The organism is Cyclobacteriaceae bacterium (assembly GCA_030584025.1).
GTDB lineage: Bacteria > Bacteroidota > Bacteroidia > Cytophagales > Cyclobacteriaceae > UBA2336.
This window is the reverse complement of the sequence record CP129487.1, coordinates 3,868,991-3,895,695: the sequence shown is the minus strand read 5'-3', so window position 1 is coordinate 3,895,695 and position 26,705 is coordinate 3,868,991. Positions and strand designations below refer to the sequence as shown.

At 44.2% G+C, this 26,705-nt stretch carries 21 protein-coding genes; 10 read left to right on the top strand and 11 right to left on the bottom strand.

What is annotated here, in order from left to right:
- The first annotated feature begins 49 nt into the window (after positions 1-49).
- Entirely contained in the window at positions 50-643 is a 594-nt protein-coding gene (locus QY309_17665; protein WKZ59674.1) for a TetR/AcrR family transcriptional regulator, read from the top strand.
- Positions 644-690: 47 nt separating this feature from the next.
- Positions 691-1,566, top strand: a complete 876-nt coding sequence (locus QY309_17660; GenBank protein ID WKZ59673.1) for an alpha/beta hydrolase — start codon at positions 691-693, stop codon at positions 1,564-1,566.
- A 377-nt stretch (positions 1,567-1,943) separates the two neighbouring features.
- Here QY309_17660 and QY309_17655 read toward each other — a convergent pair whose 3' ends face one another.
- Positions 1,944-2,114, bottom strand: coding sequence for a hypothetical protein (locus tag QY309_17655; protein ID WKZ59672.1), 171 nt, complete (start codon positions 2,112-2,114; stop codon positions 1,944-1,946).
- Positions 2,115-2,135: 21 nt separating this feature from the next.
- Here QY309_17655 and QY309_17650 point away from each other — a divergent pair, with 21 nt between their 5' ends.
- The 4 genes from QY309_17650 (at position 2,136) to QY309_17635 (ending at position 10,325) form a co-directional block, all read left to right on the top strand.
- On the top strand, positions 2,136-5,417 hold the full coding sequence (locus tag QY309_17650) for a PDZ domain-containing protein (GenBank protein ID WKZ59671.1): 3,282 nt from the start codon (positions 2,136-2,138) through the stop codon (positions 5,415-5,417).
- 483 nt (positions 5,418-5,900) lie between these two features.
- Positions 5,901-8,126 (top strand): DNA cytosine methyltransferase, encoded by a 2,226-nt coding sequence (locus QY309_17645; GenBank protein WKZ59670.1) that lies wholly within the window; start codon positions 5,901-5,903, stop codon positions 8,124-8,126.
- A 1-nt stretch (position 8,127) separates the two neighbouring features.
- Positions 8,128-9,270 carry a hypothetical protein gene (locus QY309_17640; GenBank protein WKZ59669.1) on the top strand — a complete coding sequence of 381 codons (1,143 nt, stop codon included), beginning with the start codon at positions 8,128-8,130 and terminating at the stop codon, positions 9,268-9,270.
- Positions 9,267-10,325 (top strand): hypothetical protein, encoded by a 1,059-nt coding sequence (locus QY309_17635; protein WKZ59668.1) that lies wholly within the window; start codon positions 9,267-9,269, stop codon positions 10,323-10,325. The genes QY309_17640 and QY309_17635 overlap by 4 nt, the downstream gene beginning before the upstream one ends.
- A 9-nt stretch (positions 10,326-10,334) precedes the next feature.
- Here the strand turns inward: QY309_17635 and QY309_17630 are convergent, their stop codons facing one another.
- Together QY309_17630 and QY309_17625 are read right to left on the bottom strand one after the other, a co-directional pair.
- On the bottom strand, positions 10,335-11,279 hold the full coding sequence (locus QY309_17630) for a hypothetical protein (GenBank protein WKZ59667.1): 945 nt from the start codon (positions 11,277-11,279) through the stop codon (positions 10,335-10,337).
- A gap of 1 nt (position 11,280) precedes the next feature.
- A complete protein-coding gene (locus QY309_17625) occupies positions 11,281-11,955 on the bottom strand; it encodes a hypothetical protein (GenBank protein ID WKZ59666.1) in 675 nt (224 codons plus the stop codon).
- A 573-nt stretch (positions 11,956-12,528) separates the two neighbouring features.
- Between QY309_17625 and QY309_17620 the strand changes: the two genes are divergently transcribed.
- From QY309_17620 to QY309_17610, 3 genes are all read left to right on the top strand, one after another.
- Positions 12,529-13,044 (top strand): hypothetical protein, encoded by a 516-nt coding sequence (locus tag QY309_17620; GenBank protein WKZ59665.1) that lies wholly within the window; start codon positions 12,529-12,531, stop codon positions 13,042-13,044.
- Positions 13,038-13,739 carry a nucleotidyl transferase AbiEii/AbiGii toxin family protein gene (locus QY309_17615; GenBank protein ID WKZ59664.1) on the top strand — a complete coding sequence of 234 codons (702 nt, stop codon included), beginning with the start codon at positions 13,038-13,040 and terminating at the stop codon, positions 13,737-13,739. Before QY309_17620 ends, QY309_17615 begins: the two co-directional genes overlap by 7 nt.
- Before the next feature lie 152 nt (positions 13,740-13,891).
- A complete protein-coding gene (locus QY309_17610; protein WKZ59663.1) occupies positions 13,892-16,285 on the top strand; it encodes an ABC transporter permease in 2,394 nt (797 codons plus the stop codon).
- 160 nt (positions 16,286-16,445) lie between these two features.
- Here the strand turns inward: QY309_17610 and QY309_17605 are convergent, their stop codons facing one another.
- The 7 genes from QY309_17605 to QY309_17575 all read right to left on the bottom strand — a co-directional run bounded on the left by QY309_17605 (position 16,446) and on the right by QY309_17575 (position 22,342).
- Positions 16,446-16,745 carry a GIY-YIG nuclease family protein gene (locus QY309_17605; GenBank protein ID WKZ59662.1) on the bottom strand — a complete coding sequence of 100 codons (300 nt, stop codon included), beginning with the start codon at positions 16,743-16,745 and terminating at the stop codon, positions 16,446-16,448.
- Positions 16,746-17,153: 408 nt separating this feature from the next.
- Positions 17,154-18,059: a tetratricopeptide repeat protein gene (locus tag QY309_17600; protein ID WKZ59661.1), complete on the bottom strand. Its 906-nt coding sequence runs from the start codon at positions 18,057-18,059 to the stop codon at positions 17,154-17,156.
- Between the two features lie 63 nt (positions 18,060-18,122).
- Positions 18,123-19,214: a hypothetical protein gene (locus QY309_17595; GenBank protein WKZ59660.1), complete on the bottom strand. Its 1,092-nt coding sequence runs from the start codon at positions 19,212-19,214 to the stop codon at positions 18,123-18,125.
- Positions 19,211-20,440 (bottom strand): cation:dicarboxylase symporter family transporter, encoded by a 1,230-nt coding sequence (locus tag QY309_17590; GenBank protein ID WKZ59659.1) that lies wholly within the window; start codon positions 20,438-20,440, stop codon positions 19,211-19,213. The genes QY309_17595 and QY309_17590 overlap by 4 nt, the downstream gene beginning before the upstream one ends.
- Before the next feature lie 137 nt (positions 20,441-20,577).
- Positions 20,578-21,027, bottom strand: a complete 450-nt coding sequence (locus tag QY309_17585; protein ID WKZ59658.1) for a DUF2214 family protein — start codon at positions 21,025-21,027, stop codon at positions 20,578-20,580.
- A gap of 20 nt (positions 21,028-21,047) precedes the next feature.
- Positions 21,048-21,620: a hypothetical protein gene (locus tag QY309_17580; GenBank protein ID WKZ59657.1), complete on the bottom strand. Its 573-nt coding sequence runs from the start codon at positions 21,618-21,620 to the stop codon at positions 21,048-21,050.
- A gap of 239 nt (positions 21,621-21,859) precedes the next feature.
- Positions 21,860-22,342 carry a GNAT family N-acetyltransferase gene (locus QY309_17575; protein WKZ59656.1) on the bottom strand — a complete coding sequence of 161 codons (483 nt, stop codon included), beginning with the start codon at positions 22,340-22,342 and terminating at the stop codon, positions 21,860-21,862.
- A 65-nt stretch (positions 22,343-22,407) separates the two neighbouring features.
- Here QY309_17575 and QY309_17570 point away from each other — a divergent pair, with 65 nt between their 5' ends.
- Positions 22,408-24,726: a prolyl oligopeptidase family serine peptidase gene (locus QY309_17570; protein ID WKZ59655.1), complete on the top strand. Its 2,319-nt coding sequence runs from the start codon at positions 22,408-22,410 to the stop codon at positions 24,724-24,726.
- A 43-nt stretch (positions 24,727-24,769) separates the two neighbouring features.
- Here QY309_17570 and QY309_17565 read toward each other — a convergent pair whose 3' ends face one another.
- Positions 24,770-26,704 (bottom strand): GAF domain-containing protein, encoded by a 1,935-nt coding sequence (locus QY309_17565; GenBank protein ID WKZ59654.1) that lies wholly within the window; start codon positions 26,702-26,704, stop codon positions 24,770-24,772.
- Position 26,705: the final 1 nt, after the last annotated feature.

Below are 26,705 nucleotides of genomic sequence, written 5' to 3'. Positions count from 1 at the left end.
ACCTCTGTATAAATTATACCAATCGGTATAATTTTACGTATACTTGTGCATGGGTAAAGCCGAAGTCACCAGCCAGTATATTATTGAGACCGTAGCACCGGTTTTTAATAAATACGGCTATGCCGCCACGTCTATGTCGGAGGTGACAAAAGCGACCAGGCTTACCAAAGGCGCCATTTACGGCAATTTTGAAAGCAAGGAAGACCTGGCCCTGCAGGCGTTTAACTACAACGTGCGCCAGGTGGTGATGCTCGTGGCCGATAAGATGAATGCGGAAACATCTCCGGCAAAAAAGCTGCAGGCCATGACCGACTTTTACCGGAACTACTACCAGCTTACCAAAAAATATGGCGGCTGCCCGTTGCTTAATGTTGGGGTCGACTCCAAACATCAAAACCCGGTGTTGTTGAAGCGCGTGCGTGAAATCATGCGCAAGCTGCAAAAAGGCATTGCGGATATCATCCGCGAAGGCATCCAACAAAAACAATTTAAAAAATCAGTAGAACCCGATGCCATGGCGCTGCGTATACTCGCCCAGATTGAAGGCGGCATCTTCATCACCAACCTGCTGGATGATCAGAAACACATGAACGATGTTATGGATCACATTGACCGCATGATTGAAACCGAAATGAAATTGTAAATTTTTTTTACCATAAATATACCGATCGGTATAAAATACTGTACCCCATGAAAACACTTATGCTCTCTCTCGTTCGACTCTATTATTCATTGTATTCGGTGATCAATCCAAGGCGGGCAGGAGCAAAGGCCTTCCGGTTGTTTCAGAAAACACGAAAACTTCCTCTCAAAAAAGCTGAGTTGGGGTTTTACAACCAGGCACGATCATTTACTGTAACATACCCGCATGAAAATCTGCATGCCTACGAAACCGGAAATCCGGAGGGCAAACTTGTAGTGATCGTACACGGCTGGGAATCGAATGCCGGAAGCATGGGCGCCATTGCGAACATGCTGGCCCATGAAGGCTACCGCGTGGTGGCGCTTGATCTTCCGGCACATGGCAAATCAACACTTACGCACACCAACCTGTATGCTTGTCGTGAGGCATTGCGCGCGTTGATCTTTCACCTGAATCCAACAGCACCTTTTTCAATTGTTTCACACTCCTTTGGTTCGGCTGTAAGCACCTACGCTTTATCCGGCTCGCGCTATGAAGTAGATCAGTTTATCATGCTCACTTCCCCCAACCGCTTAATCGACATTTTTAATGAATTCAAAAATATTATTGGGTTAGGAAATAAAGCATACCAGTACCTGCTCAATAAAGCCGAGTCTATTTTAAATGAACGTGTGGAAACCGTAACGGTAGAAGACAAAGCACGCGACATCCGCGTGAAGGCAATCACCATCCTCCACGACATCAATGACAAGGTGTTGCCCTACGCAAACTCGTTACGCCTGGGCAGCAAACTGCCACAGGCTGAACTGATCACGCTTAAAGATGTGGGACATTACCGTATGTTGTGGAATGCAGATGTGATTAAACGCATTCAAACGTCTTTGAAAAATGTGACAAAAGCAGAAGAGGTGGAGTTGGTGTAGGCCCATCCGCGCCCCCTTGTCCCCAAAGGGGGAACTGCCGCGCGCGGTTAAGCGTAACTCAAATGCAGAACCGTTACATCATGCAAGTCAACATCACAACTCCAATAATCCCGAAGGGATTAAATGTGCTAACCCGGAGTTGCACTCCGGGTTAAGCGCACAAAACAACTGTGTAGACTGCAACTGATCAGCGAACTACAATAATTCACCGACACACCGGCACGACAAAAGATCAACGCGAGGCAGGCAGAATCGTTACATCATACTAAGTCAAGCATCACGACTTCACAATCCCGAAGGGATTGAATGTGCAAACCCGGAGTGCAACTCCGGGTTAAGCAAACAAGCAACTGTGTCGACTGCGACTGATCAGCCAACTACAATCGCCCACCGACACACCGGCACGACAAAAGATCAGCCTCCCCACGCCCCTTAACCCCTGCCCGTACGGTCAGGCGGGCCCAAAGGGGGAACAGCCACGCGCAAGAAGTCACCTCACCTTTTCCACCACCGGCACCTGCGCTCTCAATCAAAACTGTTACCTTCATCGTGATTTAACCTTCACGCTTATGAAAACGCTTTTACTCCTCTTCATCACTTCCTTACTCTCTTTTCAAGTCTTTGCACAGGGTACCATGCTCCTGCGCCAGCCCACCATCAGCAAGGAGCACGTTGCCTTTGTGTACGCCAACGATTTGTGGATCGTAAACAAAGACGGAGGCGATGCGCGCAGACTCACCTCCAACGAGGGCATGGAAGCCAACCCGCACTTCTCGCCCGATGGCAAACACATCGCCTTTACCGGTCAGTACGATGGCAACACCGATGTGTATGTCATACCAACCGAAGGCGGCCAACCCGAGCGCCTCACCTGGCATCCGTTTAACGACCAGGTAACGGGCTGGACACCCGATGGCGAATTCATTTTATTTTCATCGGCACGTGAAGGTTCTTTGCCCACCAAAGAATCAAAAATTTTTAAAGTGAATAAAAAAGGCGGCATGCCCGAAGCACTGGCCATACCGCGTGCCGTATCCGGAGAAATTTCAGAGAATGGCAATCACATCGCCTACCAGCAAATTGGTTTCTGGGATCCGGAGTGGCGCAACTACCGCGGTGGCCAGGCCAAGCCCATCTGGATTGTGGATTTAAAAACCTTTGCGTTGAAGATGACGCCTCAAACCGATAACGAGCGCCACACTGATCCAACGTGGTTGAACAACGTGGTGTACTTTTTATCGGAGCGCGACTACGCCAACAACGTGTGGTCGTTTAATCCGGCAACCAATGAATTGAAACAACAAACCTTTCATGCCGACTTCGATGTGAAGAGCCTCGATGCCGGTGGGGGTTTGATCGTGTACGAACAAGGCGGATATTTACATACACTCAATCCGGCAAACGGCACCACCAAAAAATTAACCATCCACGTGCGTGGCGATTTTCACTGGGCGCGTGAACGCTGGCAGGATGTGCGTGCCAATGCACTGCAAAATGCTTCGCTCTCACCAACGGGACAGCGTGCGTTGTTTGAACACCGCGGAGAAATCTTTACCGTGCCAAAAGAAAAAGGCAACTGGCGCAACATCGCCAACACATCCGGTGCAGCCGATCGCTTTCCCGTATGGTCACCTGATGGAAAGCGCATTGCGTATTTCAGCGATGCCAGTGGTGAGTATCAACTCTATATCACCGACCAAGAAGGACTGGAAAAACCAAAAGTGATTTCCATTCCCAATCCTACGTTCTTCTTCCGACCCGAGTGGTCGCCTGATGGGAAATACATTGCCTACACCGACACCGATTACAACTTGCTCTACACCGATGTAAACTCAGGCGTAACCAAGAAGGCCGACACCGAACGCTATGCACACCCGAACCGTTCGATGAACCCGGTGTGGTCGCCCGACAGCAAGTGGATTGCCTATGCACGCCTCATTGAAAGCAACTACAAAGTAATTAAAGCACATAATGTAGAAACCGGTCAAACGCTGCAACTCACCGATGGCATGGCCGATGCCATCTCACCCGTGTGGGATGCCACCGGAAAATATTTGTACTTCCTTGCCAGCACCAATTACGGATTGAATACCGGTTGGCTTGAAATGAGTTCATACGATCGTCCGGTTACGCGTGCACTCTATTTAATTGTGCTCAGCAAAACCGACACCTCACCACTGGCCCCGCGCAGCGATGACGAAAAAGAAAAACCAAAAGAAGAACCATCAACACCACCTGCATCGGCCAAAGGCAAAACCACACCTGCAGCGGCAACGCCAGCAAAATCGAACACCGTAAAAATTGATATGGACAACCTGGCACAGCGCATACTCGCTGTGGATATTCCGCAGCGCGACTACACCGCACTCTATCCCGGTCCGGAAGGCTATGTGTTTTATGCTGAAAATATTCCCAATCAGCCAGGCGCCACATTACATCGCTACAACTTCAAAGATTTAAAAACCGAAACGTATCTCTCATCCGTTAACGAAGTCAGCATTTCCAACGACCGCAAGTCGTTGCTGTACCGCAGCAACAGTACGTGGGGCATACTCGGCACAACCGACAACAACAAAAAACCGGGCGATGGAAAACTGGATGCGCTTGCTTCTTTAAAAATAAAAATCGATCCGATGGCCGAGTGGAAACAAATTTTCCGCGAAGGCTGGCGCTACCAGCGCGACTTCCTGTATGTAGACAACACGCATGGCGCTCCGTGGAATGATGTATATAAGTGGTACGCACCCTGGGTGGATCACGTACGCCACCGCGAAGACCTGAACTACATAGTGGACATTGTAGGTGGTGAAGTAGCCGTAGGCCACTCGTACACCCGCGGAGGCGACTATCCCGAAGTAAAAAATGTGCCCATCGGGTTACTCGGGGCCGACTTTGAAGCGGCCGGTAATTATTACCGCTTCAAAAAAATCTACCTGGGTGAAGACTGGAACCCAAACCTGAACGCACCGCTGCGCGAACCGGGTATCAACATAAACGCAGGCGATTATTTGCTCGAAGTAAACGGCCAGCCACTCACCACATCACAAAACCTGTTCAAACATTTTGAAGGCACCGCCAACCGGCAAATTAAAATACGCGTGAACAGTAAACCCTCACTGGATGGCTCTCGCGTGGTTACCGTGGTGCCCGTTGAAAACGACAACCAACTGCGCATGATGCACTGGGTGGAGAGCAACCGCAAAAAAGTAGACGAACTTTCCAACGGCCAGCTTGCGTACGTGTACGTGCCCAACACGGGGCAGGGCGGCTACACGTATTTTAACCGCTACTACTTTGCCCAGCAGCACAAGAAGGGCGCCATCATTGATGAGCGCAACAACGGTGGCGGCTCCGCAGCCGACTACATGGTTGACATTATGGCGCGCGAACTGCACGGCTACTTCAACAGCCGCGCCAGCGATCACCGCCCGTTCCTTACACCCAACGCGGGCATCTTCGGGCCGAAGGTGATGCTCATTAACGAGCGTGCCGGTTCCGGTGGCGACTTGCTGCCGTACCTGTTTAACAAAATGAAACTCGGGCCGCTGGTGGGCACCAAAACCTGGGGCGGCCTGGTGGGCACATGGGATACACCTCCGTTTGTTGACGGTGGCCGCATGGTGGCGCCACGCGGTGGCTTCTACGATGTACATGGTGAGTGGGCCGTGGAAGGCGTGGGCATACCGCCCGATATTCACGTAGAGCAAACACCTGCCGAAGTAATTGCCGGCCATGATCCGCAACTGGAGCGTGCCGTGCAGGAAGCATTGAACCTGCTAAAAACACAGGCGCTCGAAATCAAACCCGAGCCCGCACCGCCAGTGAAGTATAAGCGTCCAATAAAAAATTAACTCCTAACAAATTGAGGCTGTCTCAAAAGTCAGTTCGAATCAGAAGCCTGAGCTTGTCGAAGGCTGAAATCGAAGCCAGACTAGGTTTCGACAGGCTCAACCTTCAGGATAATGCCACTTTTGAGACAGCCTCTGGCCGTAGGCCGGAGGGGGTGATTATCACAAACGTAAAGGCAGTCCCACACGGACTGCTTTTTTTATGGCCTGTCCTGACCGCTTTGTGCGTCAGGGCGTGTCCCTGCGGGCCGGGCTTTCCGCTCCTACTCCTCGTGCCAACACACATGCCCGCGCAACTGTAGGGTATCCGCTGCAATCCCTCACGCAGAGACACCACACTTTAACATTAATCTAAGAGAACATGTTTGCAAACTAAAAGATGGGGGTCTCAAAAGCTGACAATTAATGTCGCGGTAAAGTCCTTTCTATTGCAAACAAACCAAATGTCCGTAAATTTGTCCGTGTCCGTAAAAACGTCCGTAACTTATGATTAAAGTTAAATTTTACCTTGATAAGGCAGATAAAAGCAAACAATTTCCAATCCATTTAGTGCTACGTAAAAAAGATGTACAGATTAAAGTGGCCACAGGAGAAAAGATTAAAAGGAAAGATTGGGACAACAAAAATCAATGTGTCAAGGAAACAGAATATAGGCACAAGTCAATAAATAAGTTCTTATCCTTTCTAAAACATGAAATTGAAAAGCATCTTGAAACTGCGCCTACTAACCAACTCTCGAATAAAAAAATAAAAGACAAGATTCAATCTCTTGTTACCACCAGAAAATCAAATACGGGCACATTCATCTATTGTGATAATGAAGAATATTACAAAGGGAAACAGCGAATCACCTTCGTTGATCTATTTGCAGGAGCAGGTGGATTTAGTGAGGGCTTTTTACAAGCTGAGCATGAAAATAAGTTATATGATTTTCTATTAGGAAGTGATATAAATGAAAATTGTGAACTCACACATCTTGCTCGATATAATTATCAGCTGGGAATGGATGCTGAATTTTTAAGGCAAGATATTACTGAGCCAGATTTTCTCGACAACCTACTCAAGAAATTAAAAGGTAAGAGTGTAGATGTAGTCTGTGGAGGCCCTCCATGCCAAAGTTTCAGTCTTGCTGGTAAGCGGAAAAAATTTGACAAGAAAGATGATCTTTTTGCACATTATCTCAAAGTTATCCGTCAACTGCGCCCTAAGTACTTTGTGATGGAAAATGTCAAGGGAATTCTCACTAAAGAAGAGGGCAGAATTCAGGAGATGATAGTCCAAGAAATTAGATCAATTGTTGACCTAAATGAGTTCCATCAGTTGATTCAATTCATTATTGATTTGAAAAAAGTCGAAAAAGAGGATTCATTTATTTTGGAGTGCTATAATCTCCGCCTGCAATTTGAATCTGCCACGGATAAAAACTTGGAAGCACTAAAAGAAAAGTATTTACAGAACATTGAAAATATTTTTAGGGTATTAACTCCCAAAATTGTTGATTACAAAACGAGCAAGACTGACAAGGATATCATAACCATTAGACATGGATTCAACCTCTTAAAAAGAACAAGTGAGCTTGCATACATTAGGAAAAAAATAATCAACGAGAAGGCTTTCTGTGACATTGATTCAGATTACTTTGTTAATGATTTTGATGATTTTCTCACAGCAATTGATGCGGAAACAATTGTGGAAAAAATCAATCAATCATTTAAACGGTTAAAGCCCTCTAAAGAATACGCTGAAGAAGTTAATGAAATCGTCAAGGCATTAGAAATTTACACTTATTCCTTTGATGAGTGTATGAGTGGACTTAAAGCCTTTGTAAAGAGGGCTAATAAAGAGAAACGATTTGAGGAAATTTTATCACACATTCGTCTTTATAACATTGAAGCTCCGTTTGTTGCACTTGCTTCGAATTATGGTGTTCCTCAAAACAGGGAAAGGGTTCTTTTTATTGGATGCAGAAAAGATCAAAAACTAATTAAAGAAGTCCCACCCACTGTTAGTGGAAAAGAAAAAGTTACCGTTTTTGAAGCATTGTATGACTTGGATTTTGTTGGAAATGATGATGAAAAATTTAATTACGAACAAGTCAATCTGAAGGAGAGGTACAATGGCTCTTATGGTAAAATGGTTTCACTGTTGAAAAAGAGAACCCTTGATGGGGCAATTGATGAAAAGGGTGGGCTTACTTTCGCAGAATGGTCAAAAAGAGGGCGACTAAACGGAAGATTTTCCAATGCAAAGAATCCTTTTTATGTAAGAAATTTTGATGAACTACATAGCTCCCTCTCACACGTTGTAGCCCCATTGCACAACCACAAGACCAGCAAACAAAATGATGACGTTATAAAACGTTTGCAAATTATTCTAGAAGCTGGAGATTATGAAGAAGCGAAGAAGAAATTAAAGAAAATTGGCTTAGATTCGGAGAAGAGAAATTATAATGTTCTTAAACCAGATTCCCAAAGCCCAACAGTAATGACCATCCCTGATGACTATATTCACTTCTCTAGTCCGCGGGCTTTGACCGTTCGTGAAATGGCCAGGCTACAATCTTTTGATGATTCGTTTGTATTCCAAGGTAAAAGATCAACTGGAGGAAACAAAAGGAAATCAGAAGTTCCGCAATTCACGCTAGTGGGTAATGCGGTTCCTCCGCTAATGGCGAGAGCAGTAGCGCTTGAAATTTTAAAGTATATAGAATAACATGAATTCACTTGAGATCATTTCCTTTACTAAGGATTATAGAACAAATACTGATGTCATATACGCCCAGATAAAGATTGATGATTATCTGAGTCTTGTTGGAAAGGATTTTGACCGATTTGAAATCCAAAGAAAAAGAGAAAAGCATAAGGGATACAATCGCTTGAAGAGAGATATTGAAAAAGGAGCTCTTATTCCAACAATCACACTTGCTATAGAACCCGAAATAGTTTCCCTGTTTAAAAACTCAATAGGAACTCAAGACAAAGCAAGAATAATTGAATTATTATTCTCACAGCCAGATAAGATATACATTCTCGATGGACTCCAACGAACCTATATTATAAATGACCTTAAAACAAATGGTGCTAATTTTAATCCTAGTCAAAGGTTACTACTAGAAATTTGGTTTGAACCTAATATTAACCATCTCATTTATCGATTAATAGTACTCAACTCAGGTCAAAAGCCGATGTCGATGAGGCACCAGATTGAATTATTATTTATCACTATGCGAGAAACCCTAATTAAAGATATCAATGGTTTAGGGGTTTTAGAAGAAAAGGACGAAAATAGAAGGAGCAAAGCAAAGCAGTATCCCTTTGAAAGGTTAGTGACAGCATATAAAAGTTTTTTAACTAAGTCTCCTGAAATAGATAAGGATAATATCATAGCAGAAAAAATGATTGAATCTGATATACTTGACTCTGAAGAGGAGTTCCTGTCAGACTCCTTTTTGAAGTTCAAAAATACCTTAAAAGAGTACGCACAAATAGACGAACAGGTCTTTAGAGTATACAACGGCACAGACCTGAATTCTTATAAAAACTGGCTTGCAGATGCAAATGTAATCAATTCATTTTTTGCGGCCGTAAGCAAATATTCTATTGATGTCAGAAGAGAGTCCATTGTAGCCGATGCTTTGAAGAAATTGCTTGCGACACTCAAAACTGTTGGTAATGGAACTGATCCATTAGAGCTAAGGAAATTTGCTGAAATCAGAACTGTTAAAGCAGATCCCAAACTATATAATGTGGGATATGCCACCAGAAAATTGATCACATCTGGTTTTATAGAGTTTTTGCGATCAGAGGGAGATCTTCCTTTTGGTGAATGTTGGCTTATAAGTTCTTCTGAACTATGATGACTCTCGAAGGGGCAAAAGAAATTTTATCCAAGCAATTTCAAAGTCAAGAATTTTTGGTTGAACAAATTGATTCATTTCTGAGCTTTGGTGGACTTATACCATTTGAGATACTTGTTTTTCCATCCTTTGATCGTTCTTCATCAATCAAGGTAAAAGATGACTATGGCGATGAAGTAGGCGAAATACTATTTACCAAAAGTCAGGAGAAAAGAGAAATTCAGAGTTTACCATTTGAGCAATTTATTTGCTTTCTTCATAGTAATGCGGCTGATAGTATCGCAGAAAAGGATTTTGAGTTTACTTCAGACTATTTGCTGTTGAAAAAAAACAAGCTACCCGACTATTTAGCAAGATTTAAATCTACTTCTCCAATTTGGGGAGGTTATTTTCACTTAGACAATATCACACAATATAGATACACTAAAACAAACTCAATAAGAGAAATTAATGCTATCGACAATCTAAATATTGATCGTGATTTCTATTTTGAAACTTTGGCAACTGCATTTCGTGAAACGAATCCATTCACGAGGTTTCTAAAACTCTATCATATGATTGAGTTGAAATTTGATATTCATACTGCTGAAAAGATCAAAGATTTGCTTGATATCGGCAATAAAGAGAAGGAGATTAGCAGAACACTAAGGGATTACAGTAGGGAGGATATAGAACGCTTAAAATCATTGTTTTCGCTTAAACTTGATCCTTATAAGATCGTCCCTTACTTGGAAAGCGTAAGTAACTTCAAAACAAAAGCCGAAAGTATTTTTTATGAGTACGGAAAAGACAGTAATCCCATAAAAGAAAAAAAGTCGTTTGATAAGTTAATTACTATTGGGTTTTCTGAAATTAGCCTTAATCAGGTATTGGGGAATAATCGATTCAAAATTGTTATACCTGCCCTCGCTGCATATTGGATCTATAGAATACGATCTAGTATTGCTCACAACAAACTAGGCGAATATTTAATGACACAAAGCGATGAGGATATAATAGTTGAATTTGCTGAACCATTACTGAGAGAAATTATTACTCAATGTTACAAAAAATAAACAATTAGATTACCCAATATCAAAGTAGTCAAGATCACTTCCTAAATCTCGAATTGCATTATTCAAAGTCGTCCGCTGATTTGTCCCCAAAAAAGCATTTCGAAAATTTGAGTTAAAGATTTCCTTGATAGAGCTAGCTATTCCGCTTGATGAAGGGTAGCCCCAGTAGTTTCCACCAGTTAAATTTCTTACTCTATTAACTGACGTTGAATTCTGCTTGTAATTAGATAGGTTATTTGTCGGAACTGTACAGAATGAATATGTGAACTTACTAAGATCATGAATCGAGTAGCCATTTCTTCCTATGGAGATTGACGAGTTTATAAATGTATCGGCCTCATAGATCATACTCCACAACATTGGAATTTGTGAGTTATCATTCCAATTAGTTTTGCACTGTATTATACCTAGCTCAAATTGATCAAAATGAATTTCAGTTAGTCGATTTAGAATACCCTTTAGATTGAATGAACCTCTCAAGGTGTTTGAAATAATATTTCCTCTACTATCTGAAACAGAAATGGAACTCTTCGGTACCAAAAATTCTAGAATATTTGGAAAAATAACTACAGCTATATCGGATTCTGTGTTACTTTTAAAGTTCCCATAGTTAACAGAAATTGAATCACGAAGTGGGTCAGGTAAATCACTAATCTTCCTTACGGCAACACCTCGACTACCAGCAAAACAAAGATTGAGATACCAACAAATTAATCCTTCCCATCCATATCCCCCACCAGAAACTTCACTTTGTGATCTCCCAGCCGATCCTGTGGTTGAAAAAATCTCTGATAAATGGTCACCAATATTTAAAACTTCACTTGCCTGAAATGTGGTACCCGTTAAGTTTCTAACCTCATCCCTCCAGATTGACCATCCGTTACGAAATGCAGATAATTGAAAACAACTTTCAACCGAAATTTTTCTCAAATGCTCAATTATATTATCTGGCATATTAAACTTTGCTTTGCCCCTTTAAAAGGTTAGAATGGTAATTGCACTTATCGAAAAGTAAGCATTTTTTGCAAAAAGGCTGAGTCGTTTTACAAACTAATGCCCCAAAATCTAAAATTGCCCAATTAATTTGCAGGATTTCCTCATGGTTTGTTATTCTCTTTGCTAACTCTTGTAGATATGGGTCATGCCTAATATCGGCTAACTTTCTGTAACCAAAAAATCTTTCCAATACTCTCGCCATATTGACATCCAAAAGGGGTGATGGCTTTTTAAGAATAAACAATTCATAGGCATTGGTTATATATTGCCCCATCATGGGCATCTCCTCTACAACCATTCTTTCTCTTGGAAACACTCCCTTTCGCTTTTTTAACTCCTGGGCTAACTTAAATAAGCGCTTACCTCTTTGGTTGCTCAGTCCAAGCGGCTTTAGTACTTCAATCAACTCATGCTCAGTAGCATCTCCTAGTCTATTCCAAGACGGATATTTTTTTAAGAAGCTCGGCAAAAACTTGTTGACCGTCTCCGCCTTAGTTCGTTGTAGTAAAACTTCCGAGATTATTCGTATGTAATTTGTTGCGGATTTCCTTCGCCAATAGAAATCCCTTCCATGCTCTTTGTACCACTTCAACAATTCAGTTTGAAGAAATTCTATTTTAGCCGAGTAGTCCACTTCATAAAATTAACACTTTAACTGTAGGTCATCCTTGCCACAACCTGTCACTCCTCCTGCGGATATTGGGTGCATCTTTTATCCTTTAAAAAACAACCGTTATGCACCACACTTTATTGCCCACCCCAGCCGATGAAACGCGTATTGCCCTGGCCAAAATTCAGCTTCGGCTACAGCCCCTTCGTGGTGGAAGGCCGCCTGGTGGTTGGCTTTGGTGATCCGGTAACTCCGGAGTCTTCAAAGAATCATTAAAATTTACCTAATATAGGTAGTTATAGTACCCCTATTTTCTATTTTTTAATGTGAATATTCAGATTAAACAAGAGTTCCAGTGGGGCAAGGTCAAGACGTAAAGTTAAATTGTCAAACACCAAAAGCTCATGTAAAAATTGAGGTGAATACAACCACACGCGGAATTCTTTTTCCCGAAAGAATAATGTTGGTAATAAGAAAATTGAAAAATCTTATCAAATGACTCCATTATCGCGTATCGCGATATGCGATTTTTTACTGTAAAGTGTTGATAATTAATTGATTTAATGCCGATATTGCATATCGTAATATGCAATAATTATGAAACAAGCCTTGCCTGCCATGCGCCCTCAGGACATTGTAGTGTTGCTGAAAATACGGTTGGCAGAGAACAATTCGTGGACGCAGCTTTCGCTGGCGCGTGCCTTGTTTATGAGCCAGTCTGAAATCAGCGCTTCCCTGGCACGCTCGCAATATGCCCGGCTGCTGCATAACAACGGACGAAAGGTTGTGCGCCAGTCGTTCATGGATTTACTGCAATACGGGGTGCCTTTTATGTTTCCGCAACAACCCGGCAATGTGGTAAGGGGAGTACCAACCGGGCACAGTGCTGCACCCTTAAAGGAGTTGGTTGAAAGCACTGAACACTATGTATGGCCATATGCAAAAGGCACCGTGCGCGGGCATGGTATTCAACCCTTGTTCAACACGGTAATGCAAGCTGTTGAGTTGGATGCCCAACTCTATGAGTTGCTTGCACTTGTTGATGCCGTGCGTGTTGGGAAAGTACGTGAAAAAAATCTGGCGTTGGACATGCTCCGTAAACGCATATGCTGAAAAATAACTTCATTAACCGGCAAGCAACATTGAAAATTGCACGAGCGCTGGGTGAGCTGAACTCCCGTGTGGTGTTTGTGGGTGGAGCTATGGTGAGTTTGTATAGTGATGATCCGGCCGCAGAAGATGTTCGCCCCACAAAAGACATTGATCTTACCTTTCAGATTACATCACCCGGGAAACTGGAACAACTTCGTGAAGAACTTACCTTGAAGGGATTCAGGCAAACACATGAAGACGATATCATCTGCAGGTTTCGCTTTGATGATTTGCTTGTAGATGTGATGTCTACTGAGGCCGTGGGTTGGGCGCCCAGTAACCGTTGGTTCAAGCCCGGTTTTGAACAGGCCATAGCTGTTGAGCTTGATGATGTGAACATAAACATTATGCCCTTACCCTATTTTCTTGCTTCAAAAATAGATGCCTTTTTTGACAGGGGTCTGCATGATGTTTATGCCAGTGCCGATCTGGAAGACATCGTGTATCTTTTCAACTATTCAACAACGTTGGTTAAACAAATCAGGGCAGCAGAGCCTGAGGTGTTCGCATATTTACAACAAGCCACTGAAAAGATATTGACCGATGAGAGGATTCTGTCTGCTATTAGAGGCCACTTATACTATGAGACTGCCGATGAAAGAATGGTGATCATCAAAGCAAAAATGAATAGCGTAATTAACTCAAATATCCATTGACTTAATCGGAAAATTTACCCGCATGTTGGTCGGAAATTGAATTTTAATCCGAAATTTTCCCCCTACGGTTGCTTGCAGAAACGTAGCTAAAGGAAGCAAATTCGTAACCTTTTCCCCTCAAATGGGTATACTTGTCTATACCCAACCCCGCCATGCTGAAAAACTACCTCGCCATTGCCCTGCGCAACATCCGCCAAAACCCCCTGTACGCGTTCATCAACATCTTCAGCCTCGCCATCGGCCTGGCGGCTTGTTTAGCCATTTACCTGTTCATTACCGATGAGCGCAGCTTCGATGCCTTTCACAGTAAAAAAGCAAACATCTACCGCCTCGATGAGGTGCAAAACTTTACCGGCACCAACGTACAAAAAGTAGCACTGAGCATGCCGGGCATGGGGCCCGCACTCGCCAACGAGTTTCCGGAAGTGGTTACGTACACGCGCTTCATGAACCGCAATAAACTGCTGGTGGAAAAAGACGAGAAACGCTTTCTGCTCAACAACCTCGCCCAGGTCGACAGCACCTACCTCGAAATCTTCGACTTCCCCCTGCTGCAAGGCGACCGCACCACCGCACTCGACCTGCCCTACACCATGGTGATCACCGAAGAAACGGCACTGAAGTTTTTTGCTTCCGCAGATGAAGCGATGAACAATTCGCTGAAGTTTCGCGACCGCGAATACAAAATCACGGGCATCTTAAAAAACATTCCGGAGCAATCGCACATGCAGGTGGATGCGCTCGTGTCTTTAACCACTACCACCAGCGAAGACAAAGGCTTTAACGACCGGTGGGGTTCCAACTTCCTCAACACCTACCTGGTGCTACACCCCAACACGGATATTGCCGCGATGGAAGAAAAATTTCCGGCCTTCATGTCGCGCCACATGGACGACCCCGACATCAACGAATACTACAAACTTTTTCTTCAACCGCTCAACGAGGTGCACCTCGCCAGCACCGACATCGAACACGACTACAACAACTACCGCAAGTTCAACGGCAAGTACCTCGATATTTTTTCGATTGTTGGCATTTTCATTTTGCTCATCGCCAGTGTAAACTTCATGAACCTCACCACCGCACGCGCCTCACACCGCGGCAAAGAAATTGGCGTGCGCAAAACCGTGGGCGCCAAAAAAGTGCAACTGTTTTCGCAGTTTATTTTTGAATCGGTATTGCTGGCCAGTGTGGCCCTAGTTTTGGCGGTACTGCTCAATGTTGCCCTGTTACCACTGCTCAACACCCTCATCGGGCGACAGCTTTCCTTGTTCACGATTTTTCAACACGGTGAGCAGGTGGTGTTTGTCATCCTCGGCACACTGGCGCTTGGTTTACTCGCGGGCATCTACCCTTCGTTTTACATGACTTCCTTTTCGCTGTCGCGCATCATCAAAGGCGGCAACGAAGGCAAATCTGTTTTCCGCAGTGGCCTGGTGGTCGTGCAATTCGGATTGGCCCTGGCGATGATTGTGAGCACGCTCATTGTACTGCAGCAACTCACCTTCATGCAAAGCAAAGACATCGGCTTCAACAAAGACCAGATCATGCTGGTGGACATGAACCGCGATGCGAATGAAAAATTTGAAATGCTGCGCACGGAGTTAAAACGCAGTCCGCACATACTGGGCGTTACGGCCAGCGGGCAGCGGCTGGGCAATAATTTTCATCAGTGGGGTTTTAAAGTGAAAGCCGATACGGGCGTAGTGAACATTACACCCAGCAACGTAAATGTCGACTACGAATACCTGACCGTGTATGGCATGGAGTTGAAGGAAGGCCGGAACTTTTCGAAAGACATCGCCACCGACAACGGGATGGCGTTCATCATCAACGAATCGCTGGCCAACGAGCTGGGGTTGAAGGAAACCATCGGCACACGGGCCGGGCACGGCTGGTACCACAACGATTCGCTCGGCACCATCATCGGCATTGTAAAAGATTTTAATTTCAATTCACTGCACTACAAAGTGAATACATTGGAGATGGTGGTGCATCCGGATTGGGGCTATGATGAAATGTCGGTGAAGATTGATGCCACCCATGCGCAGGAAGCGATTGCGCATGTAAAAAATTTATGGGAGGAGCACATCCCCAATTACCCGTTCGATTACACCTTTCTGGATGAACACTTTGCCGTACTCTACCGCTCCGATCAGCAGATGGGTTCGGTGGTAGCCATCATGGCAGGCCTGGCCATTTTGATTTCGTGTATGGGCTTGTTCGGGTTGGCTGCGATTATCACCGGAAAGAAAACGAAGGAGATTGGCATACGAAAAGTGTTGGGCGCGAGTGAAGGGCAAATCACGATGTTGCTGTCGCGTAACTTCATGTTGCTCATCACCCTTTCATTTGTGCTGGTAACACCTGTAACGTATTACCTGTTGCGCACGTGGCTGGAAGGTTTTGCGTATCGCGTAGGCATTAATCCGTTGTTGTTTGTGTTGGGTGGCGTGATTGCCATGGTGATTGCCTTGGGCACCATCAGCTACCACACGTTACGCTCCGCCCGCGCCAACCCGGTGAAGGCGTTAAGGTATGAGTAGTTCATTGCGAGGAACGTTGACTAAGCATTATCCTTTTCTCAAATCTTTCCGTGACGAAGCAATCCCTCATCATATAGTAAGTATTAAACTTGAAGATTGAGATTGCTTCGTCACCCCACCCGCATGCATTGCGGTTCCTCGCAATGACGCGAGGGGCAGTTCACCAGTTCTTAATGTCCTCAAACAAATCCCTCCACTCTGGATTCATAGTATTAATCAACTCCTCCTTTCTTTTGCGTGAGCCTCCCTTAATCTGCTTCTCCCGATCAATCGCCTCCTCAATGGAAGCAAATATTTCATAATACACCAGCCTCTTTACATTATATCGTGAAGTAAAACTATTCGGATACTTCCCTTCCCTATGCTCTAAAACCCGGCTAACTAAATCGGATGTTACTCCTGTGTACAGGACCGTGTTCCCAATGTTTGTCATTATATAAACACAGCCCCCTTTCTGCATTTTTCAATTTAATATATTTCCGTCATTGCAAGGAACATTGATAAGACCTAATCATTTACGCGAATCTTCCCGTGACGCCCGCCTGACCGGACGGGCAGGAAGCAATCCCACTCTACATAGTGGGAACTAAATGTAGCCTTCGCATTGTATGCTCTCAAGTAAAAATAGACTGAAATAATCACGGGTTGGTCTATGCACTCATCCCAAACAAACTCGTGGTAATGAGGATCATAACGGCCACCATGATGCCAATGGCGAGGAAAATTGTTCTGCGTAAATTGAGGGTTTTCATAAACGTTAACAGCCATTAGACTACCAAGATGGGCAAAAGGTTGTATAGCCGGCAAAATTTTGTTTCGAACTGTCGGGTTAGCGTGATGAACTGTTAACCTTAGCCGATGAACCTTTTTATTGATGCCAATAATCCCGTAACATCTCGCGGGCATCGGCAAAGGTGGATTGAATGCGCAACGACTCCTGTAAATAGGGTTTCACTTTTTCGTACCGACCCATTTGTTCGAGTAATACGGCACAGTTGTAATAGGCCTTGGCTGAAACTTTTGGGTCCTTGGCCTCTGTCATTTTTTCTGAGGCTTGAAATGCGGCTTCATAGTCGGAACGTTGTATGGCCTGACCGACTGCCTCAAAATCTTTTTTTACATACAACCAACGGGCACGAGCTTCGCGACCTTCAAAGAAGCATTTCGCATACAGGTCCACATTAACATATGTTCCCTCCAGGGCATCATCGCGATTGGAAACAATATTCGGTCCGGCTGCCAGTAAACCGCTCAACACACTGCGTGAGCTGTGATGCCTGCGCGCAACAATTAACGTATCAAACTGCTGTACACCCGGGCCGCGCATAGAATATCCAATCTCCACTACGATATCATAAAACGCCTCGCGTTCCTTACCGGTTTCTGTTTTGGTTACCTCCACATGGGTTTGATCAAAGTATGCGTTGAATGTGGTAATGAAAATGCCATGCGAAGCCTGCTGTATGGTGAGTAAAGAATCTGCATGCCGGATTAAACCAGGTTCTGTTGAAGCTGATACCTCTAAGCCTTCGCCTAATACAGTAGCCGTACGCTTTACCGTTTCTTCAATAAGTTTTACAAACAGTTCATCCTTATTATCGCGATAGTTTTGTGCGTTCACATCAAACAGGTTAGCTACGACAAGCTTTTCAGGCACTGGTACAACCGGGTGTGGCGGATAGGTGATGATCGTGTTTTGAAGAACAGTAGGCATGGAGCAGGCTGAAACCAACATGGCAGACACCAGCCACAGCAATAAGTGATCCTTTTTCATAGGGACTTTATTATACCTAAAGGTACAGCATCGGGCTGAAGAACTGTGGCAAATATCATCACTTTACAATTTTGGATTTGCAGAAAATGAAAACCGGAATCGTACAAACGCATAACATATTGCCCGCATTAGATTATACCGGGGTTTCTTTTTATGCAATCGGGCATGAAACCCGCGTTTTATGCGAAACCACAATGGAGGGCGCATTTCGCTGGCATCTGCCCCGGTGATGGTGAGCTCAAGGTGTCCTTCACCCTTGTAATCGGCTTCCTCCAAGACTTTAAAAAACTGTTTATAAAATTCATCTCGCATAAATCGCTGTTGCGGGGGGTCATCACTTGTGTTTTTTGGCGGACGAACAAAAGCCGGATTCAGGTTAATTTCCCACAGCTGTAACTCACCTTTTACGATGGCGTAATCGGCCCGGCCATAGGTAATGTTTGCTTCCGTAAAAACCTGTTGCAACCATTGGCGGTGTGGGTTGGTGCGCATGTATGCTTCCACATCCTGCTGCCGTTGTTTCATCAATTCATCGTTTGGATACATAGTCGACTTTACCATCCACGTTGTGCTGTAGTTCAGGTACCGTGGCATAACCGTATCACCCAATACAAACCCCGACATTTTTATGAACATCCCATCGGCTGCAGAGGCATCCACATATTCAATGATGAGCAAATCATAAAGCGAATAGCCCAAAGCTTTTAGTACTCGAAGGTGATACTTCACCTCTTCCGAAGAATGCAACAGGGATGTGAGCGGTCCGGTATGCCGATCGGCCTCCCGAATAAACAAAGGAAACTTCAGGTGATCGAAAGATTCTGTGCCCCGGACTACATCAAACTTGTTGATGCCCAATGCATGCATCCGTTTGAGCAAATCGTAACGAAGCAAAACCTTGCCTGGGTCGTTAAACAATTTCAGTTCAGGGTACTTACTCTTCAGTTGATTAAAAATACGTGTCACTACCTCGCGTTGCCCTGGCGTGAGCAAATCAAAATCAGAAAAAATAAATGAACCCACTTTCAACGAACGCAACCGCTCCAGGTTTTCATAATAAATAACCGTGAGGCGATTCGCAAATCGTGCACCTTGTGAGCGTAGAAAGTTCCGAATCTGCTTGCTGTTTCTTCGGGTGGTTAGGAAATAAATCATACACGTGTTTGTGTTTGCAGCTGGGTGGCAACCTCTCTGCGTGAAGCAAAACGAACGGTTACAGATGTAACGGCTGCCGTTTCCGTTACATTCAATATGGTTTTAAAAACATCGGGAATAGCATCGAGTGCCTTTAACAACACCACGCCCTCTAACGGAATACCTGCTGCCAGAAAAACAGGCAAGCTATACACATTGCCGGTTTGCGGTAAACCGGGGCTTCCAAAGCTGGTGATCATCATCAGCCCAAGAAAAAATAATACGTTGGGCCATTCAATTGGCAGGTTATACAAGTATGACAACAAAAAAAATGAAAAGGGATTGGCCACCATTAGATTGATGCGGAAGAAGGATACAAAAACCGGAACGGCTGATCCGGCTACTTCGTCAGCAATGCCCATGCGCTTTACACTAACCAGCAAGGCAGGCAACGTAGCCAACGATGAACACGTGCTGGCTGCAACAAACTGTGCCGGTAACATGGTGCGAAAGAAATTTTTCAGCGAAGTGTGGCCAAAGAAAACAATGGCAACGTATTGTATGATTATAGCTACTCCTAAAATTGCACACACCCCGGTGATATAAAATCCGGCCACACCAACCAGCTGCGCTCCGTTGCGCATGGTGATGATCATAGCCAGACATAATACCGAAAGTGGTAATACCAAAAACAAATAATGCAATCCGGTAAAAAGAAGTTTATTCGTTCGGGTCGCAACGGCCACAACCTGTAACCTGAACGAAGGAAGAAAATTTAGTATCACCGTAATGATTATCGTGATCAGAATTACAGGAATGATGATTCGCGCAAGCCACGCCTGGATAACGGAGAGTTGATGCGTGAATGTTAGCGTGCTTTCCTGTGTTGCTGTTCCTACCCATCCAGAAGTAGCTGGTGTAATGACTTCAAGCAAAAATAAGCTTAACATCACGGAAATTAAAGCCCCCAGCACAAGCATAACTACATGCACTCCGATTCCGCGTAAAGCAAGTTTACCAATCGCTTTTGATTGCAACAGCCTGAGCAGGCTTACTAGCAAGTAACTTGCCACCAGCGGAACAGCCAGCAGCAGCAATAAAACGATCCACAGTTTGGCAAATCCTTCCACGTATGGCAACACCTGACTGCTGATCCGTGATGCCGGACCTAATCCCAACGCAACACCAACCAGCATGCCGATGAGTGACCCGAAAGAAAGATAGCGCGAAAAAATTTTATCAGTCATGCAGAGAGGCAATTGCAGAACATATAGCTAAGAAAGGCGGGGGATGCGAAACAACTGTTTTCAGGTAAAAAGGGTTTTCAATACGGAATGTACTAAAAGCTTTTTGACCGGAATAAACAGGTAGGTGTATTTATTTTTTATTCACCAAAGTACCCCACGCTCTTCGCCATTAGTCCGGCCAGCAAGGGGATGATGAACAACAGCAGCAATTCAAAACGAACCATCCAGAAAATTTTGCCGGGGATGGTAACTGCCTCTTCGGGATTACCTTTTCTGTTTTTCAAAAAGAATACGGTAGGATAAATGGAGAGCAACCCAATACAAACAAACAACGAAAGCTTTACATGGAAAATCCAATTCTTGCTGTAAAACTCAGCAGGCTTGCCATAGCTTCCGAGCCACAAGGTTAATCCTGCGCCAAGCAATGTCAATGCAGCCACACCATATACCGCATCAATGCGAGCCAGTCGGGCAATTTCTTTTCGGGTAAGTTCTTGTTTCAGCAACAAATGCTCGGACACCAACGTAGCGGCAATGGCAAAAATGCTGATGAAGTGAATGTATCGGAGCAGCAGTTCGGTGGTCATGCGATCTGAAAATAGACTACTTAAAAATCAATGGGTTGAGCTTCATCCTTCAGTTTTTTCCAAAGTTCTTCAACTCCTAATTTTTTAACCCAGGCTTCAATGTAAGAAAGATCAACTGCACCAGCCTGAACTTCATAGACTCTAAGTGCATCAGTAAATTGTTTTTCACTTCCACCCGAGAGCTTTGCCCATCGTAACTTAGCCAGAATGGTATCTTCGGGCCTTGACACATTCATACGAATTCCAAAAACCTCTATGTCATATCTTCGATCAAATCGTGATAAATCAAATGGTTCATTTGTTAGAATCCAAAAATCAACCTTATCACCTTGTTGTGTATCCAGCAGATTGAACATGGTTTGGTGAACCAAAGCATCCTTTATGCTGCTTTCAGACAAGTAATACGCAGGTGAAGGAAATGACTTTATAAGCGCAGGTATTGAGGCCGGAGGAATTTGAACCACAATATCAATATCGTGTGTCGCCCTGGGTTCACCCTGAAGACTTGATACCAATGAACCTGTAACCATATATGCAATATGGTTTTCATCCAAAACTTCTATCAGGTGCTTCAGTAATTTCGGTTGTAGCATTTCGCTAAACGTGTAAGGTACAAATCAGTTATCTCCTGATTGCTTTTATTTGGAAATCTTCTCTTCAGTCCTGCCAGAAACAATTGACGTGACATAGAAGAAAGTTCAAAAGCCTTATTGAGTCGCTGCTCCGCAGTCATCACTCTTAGTGTATGGATATAATGAATATGATTCGGTTTGGGCTTTAACATAAATTTTAGAATCTCTCAAAGGTAAGAATTTGATAACTGGCATTAGCCTTAGCTTTGAAGTTTCTTCCTATAAAACGTATCGCAAGCGAAATGCCCTGTATTGCCACAAGGCTTCGGGATTTTCTCGAAACCATTTTTCTCATACAACTTCATGGCGCCCTTCATGGTGTTGAACGTTTCCAGATAACAATAGTGAAACCCAATTTCAGTAGCGGCCTGCAGGCATTCACGCAGCACTTGCTGCCCCCAACCCTTTCCTCTCCCTTCTGGTAGAAAATACATCTTCTTCAGTTCACAGGTGTCGGCATCGCCTCCTTCCAATGGAGCCACACCCCCTCCACCCACAATTTTTCCTGCTTCTTCACAAACAAAGTATGCGCATCGCGGCTGGTTATAGGTGGCGTACATGTCATCCACTTCCTTATCGTGTATGGCAAAACCCTGACCGCTGGCGCCAAACTCGGGCATTACCGTGCGGATGATGTTACCAACGTGTTTATTGTCTTCGGGGCGAATCTTACGGATCGTCATTCGTGTAAAAGTGATAAACTTCGTATGCAATATATTCTATCTTGTCATCAAAAAATACAATTCCTATGCGTACGCTTACCGGTTTTCTTTTTCTGCTGATAGCCTTGTCAGCTTCCGCTCAGTTAACCGAACTGACCGTGGAAAAAATTATGCGCGACCCAAAGTGGATCGGCACTTCGCCCTCTAACGTCCGTTGGTCGCACGACAGCAAAACAATCTATTTTAACTGGAATCCCGAAAATGCTCCTGGTGATTCTTTGTATAAGATCACCCTGCAAAATCGTACACCACAAAAAGTATCCAAAGCCGAACGCATGAGCCTGCCCGGCTCGGGCACATACAACAGTGCCTTTACAAAAATGGTGTATGAAAAAAATGGCGATATCCATTTGCTGGATGTGGCTTCGGGAAAATCCACTACCATCACCCAAACCGTAGGCCGCGAAAGCAATCCTTATTTTTCAGGTGATGAGAAAAAGATCATTTACACCTACGATCAAAACTTGTATGCGTGGGAAATCGGCACCGGTAACTTCGCTCAACTCACCGACTTCAAACGCGGAAGGAAACCATCTACACCTTCAGAAACTGAACAACAAAAATGGTTGAAGCAGGATCAACTTGCTTACATTCAAATTCTTAAAGAAAGAAAAGAAAAGCGCGATGCTTCACGCGCACACCGTGAAACCGAAGAACCCAAACGCCCCAAAGAAATTTACCTGGAAGAAAAAATGCTGAGTCAGGCACAACTTAGTCCGGATGGCAACTATGTAACCTTTGCGCTTACCAAAAATGCCAATGCCAAGGCTACCATTGTACCGAACTATGTAACCGAAAGTGGCTTTACCGAAGACCTGAATACCCGCACCAAAGTAGGTGCACCGCAAAACGCGCAAGAATTTTTTGTGTATGACATCAAACGCGATACTGTGCTTCAGGTAAAAACCGATGACATCCCAGGCATCATGGACAAGCCCGCGTACCTGGCCGGCAATGAAGATGGTAAAGAAAAGAAACCACAACCGCGTGCTGTATCCTTCTTTGGCCCAACGTGGTCGCCCGATGGGAAGCATGCGGTAGTACAAGTACGTGCAGGCGACAACAAAGATCGCTGGATCATGAAGCTGGATGCAGCCACACAGAAACTTTCATTAATCAATCGCCAGCATGACGATGCCTGGATTGGCGGACCGGGAAGCTTCAGTTTGGGATGGATCAACAACAACGAGCTTTGGTTTGTATCAGAAGAAACGGGTTATGCACATTTGTATGCGTACAACTTCACCACACAGAATACGCGTGCACTTACCTCCGGAAAATACGAAGTACAACAGGTAACGCTTTCGCGCGACCGGAAGAATTTTTACCTAATCACCAACGAGGTGCACCCCGGAGAAAAACAATTTTATCGCTTACCGGTGCAGGGAGGAAAAGCCGAGCGACTGACAACCCTGACGGGTTCGCATAATGTAGATTTATCACCTGATGAAAAAATGATTGCGTTCCTCTACTCGTACAGCAACAAACCATGGGAATTATTTCTTCAGGAAAATAAATCAACCACAAAACCTCAGCAAATAACCAATTCACTCTCATCTGAATTCAAATCATACGCATGGCGCGATCCGGTACTCACCACCTTCAAAGCACGCGATGGTGCAGATGTATACACGCGTTTGTATAAACCGGAAAAGCCCAATGGCGCTGCAGTAATTTTTGTACATGGCGCTGGCTATTTACAAAACGCGCACAAGTGGTGGAGCAGTTACTTCCGCGAGTATATGTTCCATAACTTACTAACGGATAAAGGTTACACCGTTATCGATATGGACTACCGCGCCAGTGCGGGTTACGGTCGCGATTGGCGAACAGGCATTTACCAGTTTATGGGCGGCAAAGACTTAACCGACCATGTAGATGGTGCTGCGTGGCTGGTGAATGAGCATGGCATTGATCCAAAGCGAATCGGTATCTATGGCGGATCATATGGTGGATTCATCACTTTAATGGGCATGTTCACCACACCCGATGTATTTGCTGCCGGTGCAGCCCTTCGTCCGGTAACGGATTGGGCACATTACAACCATCCGTATACGTCTAACATTTTAAATCTTCCCTATACAGATAGTTTAGCCTACGCCAAAAGTTCTCCCATCTATCATGCAGAAGGTTTAAAGGGTGCCTTGCTGATGTGCCATGGCATGATTGATGTGAACGTTCACTTTCAGGATGTGGTGCGGCTATCACAACGGCTTATCGAGCTTGGTAAAGACAATTGGGAACTGGCCGTATATCCGCTCGAAGATCACGGCTTTGTTGAGCCTAGTAGTTGGACCGATGAGTACAAACGGATACTGAAGTTGTTTGAAGTTAATCTGAATTAAACCGATAAAGATCTGTGGCCTCACAGATCTTTAAGGTAAACACTTAGTTGACCGTCATCGTCTGGGTTAAACGCTTGATGTAGTTTGTTTGATGAACAGAGGTAATCAAATCAGCACAGCGTCTTAAAAAAGAATTTTCTTCTTCTGTCCAATCATGTTGTTCATTATGTTCACACAAAAGTAAACCCATGATGTTTCCCCGATCGAAAATATACGTGCCATAGACCGACTTAATATTATTTTTACCAAAATATGAATCGAGTAACTCGTGTAAAGAGCTATGACGAGTAACGTCCTCAGCCCGCAAATCTTCTTCTGCAAGAATACTGCTAAAAAAGTGTGGATATTCAGTAGCTCGAAACGCTTCCAGTTGATCCGCAGCCCGTTTGCTGCTGTGTAATTTTTCGCATTGCAACACTTTGTTGTCATCACGCACCATCCACAAACCTACACGCGATACATTCATAAACGAAAACGCGGAACCAATAATTTTATCTACGGCAACATCCCAATTACCCATCTGAATGTCACTATCCTTCACCAGCTTTTTCATGGTGTTCCGAATTTGAGCTGTTCGTTCTGCTTTGACCTGGGCCTGATGAAGTATCTCCTGCGCGTGTTGCTCCTTTCTTCGCATTTCTTCCTGGGTAGCCTGAAGCTCCTCCATATTCTGTCGCATCTCCTCTTCTTGCGCACGCATTTCTTCAGTCTGTTGTTGTGATTCGGCCAACAGGCGCTTTACGCGTTCGGTAACGCGTGAGGAGACAATGGAAGAAGCGATATTTTCACAAACCTTTCTCAGGAAATCTATTTTGTATTGCTCCAGTGCTTTAAAGGATGCCAGCTCAAATACGCCAACAATCTCATCAGCAGTCATTACCGGAACCAGAATAACACAACCGGGTGTAGCCTCTCCTAATCCAGATGTGATTTGAACATAATTTTGCGGAACTTTTGTCATGTAGATTACATCCCGTTCCATAAAACATTGACCAACCAAACCCTCTTCAACACTAATCTTCCGCTCCAGGTATTTCTTACGGTCGTATGCATAGCAAGCCGTAAGGTTCAGGTATTCACTTTCATCTTCCTGCTCCAATAAAAACAAAGCACCCTGATTCATACCCATGTATTTGACCACCGTGCGAACAAAATCATCAGAAAGTTTTTGGAGTGAGTCTGGGTTGTTGCGGATCACATCACCCACTTGCGTAATTCCAATCGTTACAAACTTTTCCTGATTTTCCTTGATGCTAGCCTTCAACAGATTTTCACGCATGGAAAGCAAAGCATTGCCCAACTCATCCTGATCGTTTTGCAACTGATACTCCACTGTAAGGTTACCGGAACTGATTTGTTCAGCAAACTCAATATTTTTCGAAACACTTTTTAGTTGATTCTCCAAAGCTATCTTGTTCACCGATTCGGAAATTGTTTTCTTCTCAAGATCAAATGCCCAATATCCACAAATGGCAACGATTACCGCAGCAAGCGCACCATGGAACATGAAGGTTTGCAAATCCATGTAATCAAGCTGAGTGAAATAAATTTCCCTATAACCCAAATACTGGATATACGCAAAAGTCGCGTGGTGTATCACAACTAAAAGGATTAAAGGCAACTGTAGTCTCCAGTTTTGATACGTGATCAACAAAGTCGATCCTACAAATACAAAGAAGTGCATTTCAAACAGACCGTGCATCTGGTAAATAAACTGGGCTGCAAAAATGGCATATACACCCCCTAACACATATTGGTATAGGTTGCTGTTGGGCAATAAGGCCTTTACAATGAAATAAGCTGCGATGCTTAATCCACCTACCCCAATGGCGATGAAATACGTGTCGTAAAAAAAGGAAAGAAAGATTCCGAACAAAAAATATGCGGCAAGAGCATAATTCATGAACACATCGGATTGTTTTTTGATTGTTTCAAAAATTACTTTGCGTTCAGCGGTAGATAGTTTTTTAGTCTCCATA

What these genes read in the sequence shown, in the direction of transcription:
- QY309_17590 (WKZ59659.1), bottom strand. Translation starts at nt 20,440, where the DNA reads ATGACTGATAAAATTTTTTCGCGCTATCTTTCTTTCGGGTCACTCATC.
- QY309_17605 (WKZ59662.1), bottom strand. Translation starts at nt 16,745, where the DNA reads ATGCAGAAAGGGGGCTGTGTTTATATAATGACAAACATTGGGAACACG.
- QY309_17665 (WKZ59674.1), top strand. Translation starts at nt 50, where the DNA reads ATGGGTAAAGCCGAAGTCACCAGCCAGTATATTATTGAGACCGTAGCA.
- QY309_17575 (WKZ59656.1), bottom strand. Translation starts at nt 22,342, where the DNA reads ATGACGATCCGTAAGATTCGCCCCGAAGACAATAAACACGTTGGTAAC.
- QY309_17620 (WKZ59665.1), top strand. Translation starts at nt 12,529, where the DNA reads ATGAAACAAGCCTTGCCTGCCATGCGCCCTCAGGACATTGTAGTGTTG.
- QY309_17660 (WKZ59673.1), top strand. Translation starts at nt 691, where the DNA reads ATGAAAACACTTATGCTCTCTCTCGTTCGACTCTATTATTCATTGTAT.
- QY309_17610 (WKZ59663.1), top strand. Translation starts at nt 13,892, where the DNA reads ATGCTGAAAAACTACCTCGCCATTGCCCTGCGCAACATCCGCCAAAAC.
- QY309_17570 (WKZ59655.1), top strand. Translation starts at nt 22,408, where the DNA reads ATGCGTACGCTTACCGGTTTTCTTTTTCTGCTGATAGCCTTGTCAGCT.
- QY309_17630 (WKZ59667.1), bottom strand. Translation starts at nt 11,279, where the DNA reads ATGCCAGATAATATAATTGAGCATTTGAGAAAAATTTCGGTTGAAAGT.
- QY309_17595 (WKZ59660.1), bottom strand. Translation starts at nt 19,214, where the DNA reads ATGATTTATTTCCTAACCACCCGAAGAAACAGCAAGCAGATTCGGAAC.
- QY309_17585 (WKZ59658.1), bottom strand. Translation starts at nt 21,027, where the DNA reads ATGACCACCGAACTGCTGCTCCGATACATTCACTTCATCAGCATTTTT.
- QY309_17565 (WKZ59654.1), bottom strand. Translation starts at nt 26,704, where the DNA reads ATGGAGACTAAAAAACTATCTACCGCTGAACGCAAAGTAATTTTTGAA.
- QY309_17615 (WKZ59664.1), top strand. Translation starts at nt 13,038, where the DNA reads ATGCTGAAAAATAACTTCATTAACCGGCAAGCAACATTGAAAATTGCA.
- QY309_17580 (WKZ59657.1), bottom strand. Translation starts at nt 21,620, where the DNA reads ATGCTACAACCGAAATTACTGAAGCACCTGATAGAAGTTTTGGATGAA.
- QY309_17655 (WKZ59672.1), bottom strand. Translation starts at nt 2,114, where the DNA reads ATGAAGGTAACAGTTTTGATTGAGAGCGCAGGTGCCGGTGGTGGAAAA.
- QY309_17600 (WKZ59661.1), bottom strand. Translation starts at nt 18,059, where the DNA reads ATGAAAAAGGATCACTTATTGCTGTGGCTGGTGTCTGCCATGTTGGTT.
- QY309_17650 (WKZ59671.1), top strand. Translation starts at nt 2,136, where the DNA reads ATGAAAACGCTTTTACTCCTCTTCATCACTTCCTTACTCTCTTTTCAA.
- QY309_17645 (WKZ59670.1), top strand. Translation starts at nt 5,901, where the DNA reads ATGATTAAAGTTAAATTTTACCTTGATAAGGCAGATAAAAGCAAACAA.
- QY309_17635 (WKZ59668.1), top strand. Translation starts at nt 9,267, where the DNA reads ATGATGACTCTCGAAGGGGCAAAAGAAATTTTATCCAAGCAATTTCAA.
- QY309_17640 (WKZ59669.1), top strand. Translation starts at nt 8,128, where the DNA reads ATGAATTCACTTGAGATCATTTCCTTTACTAAGGATTATAGAACAAAT.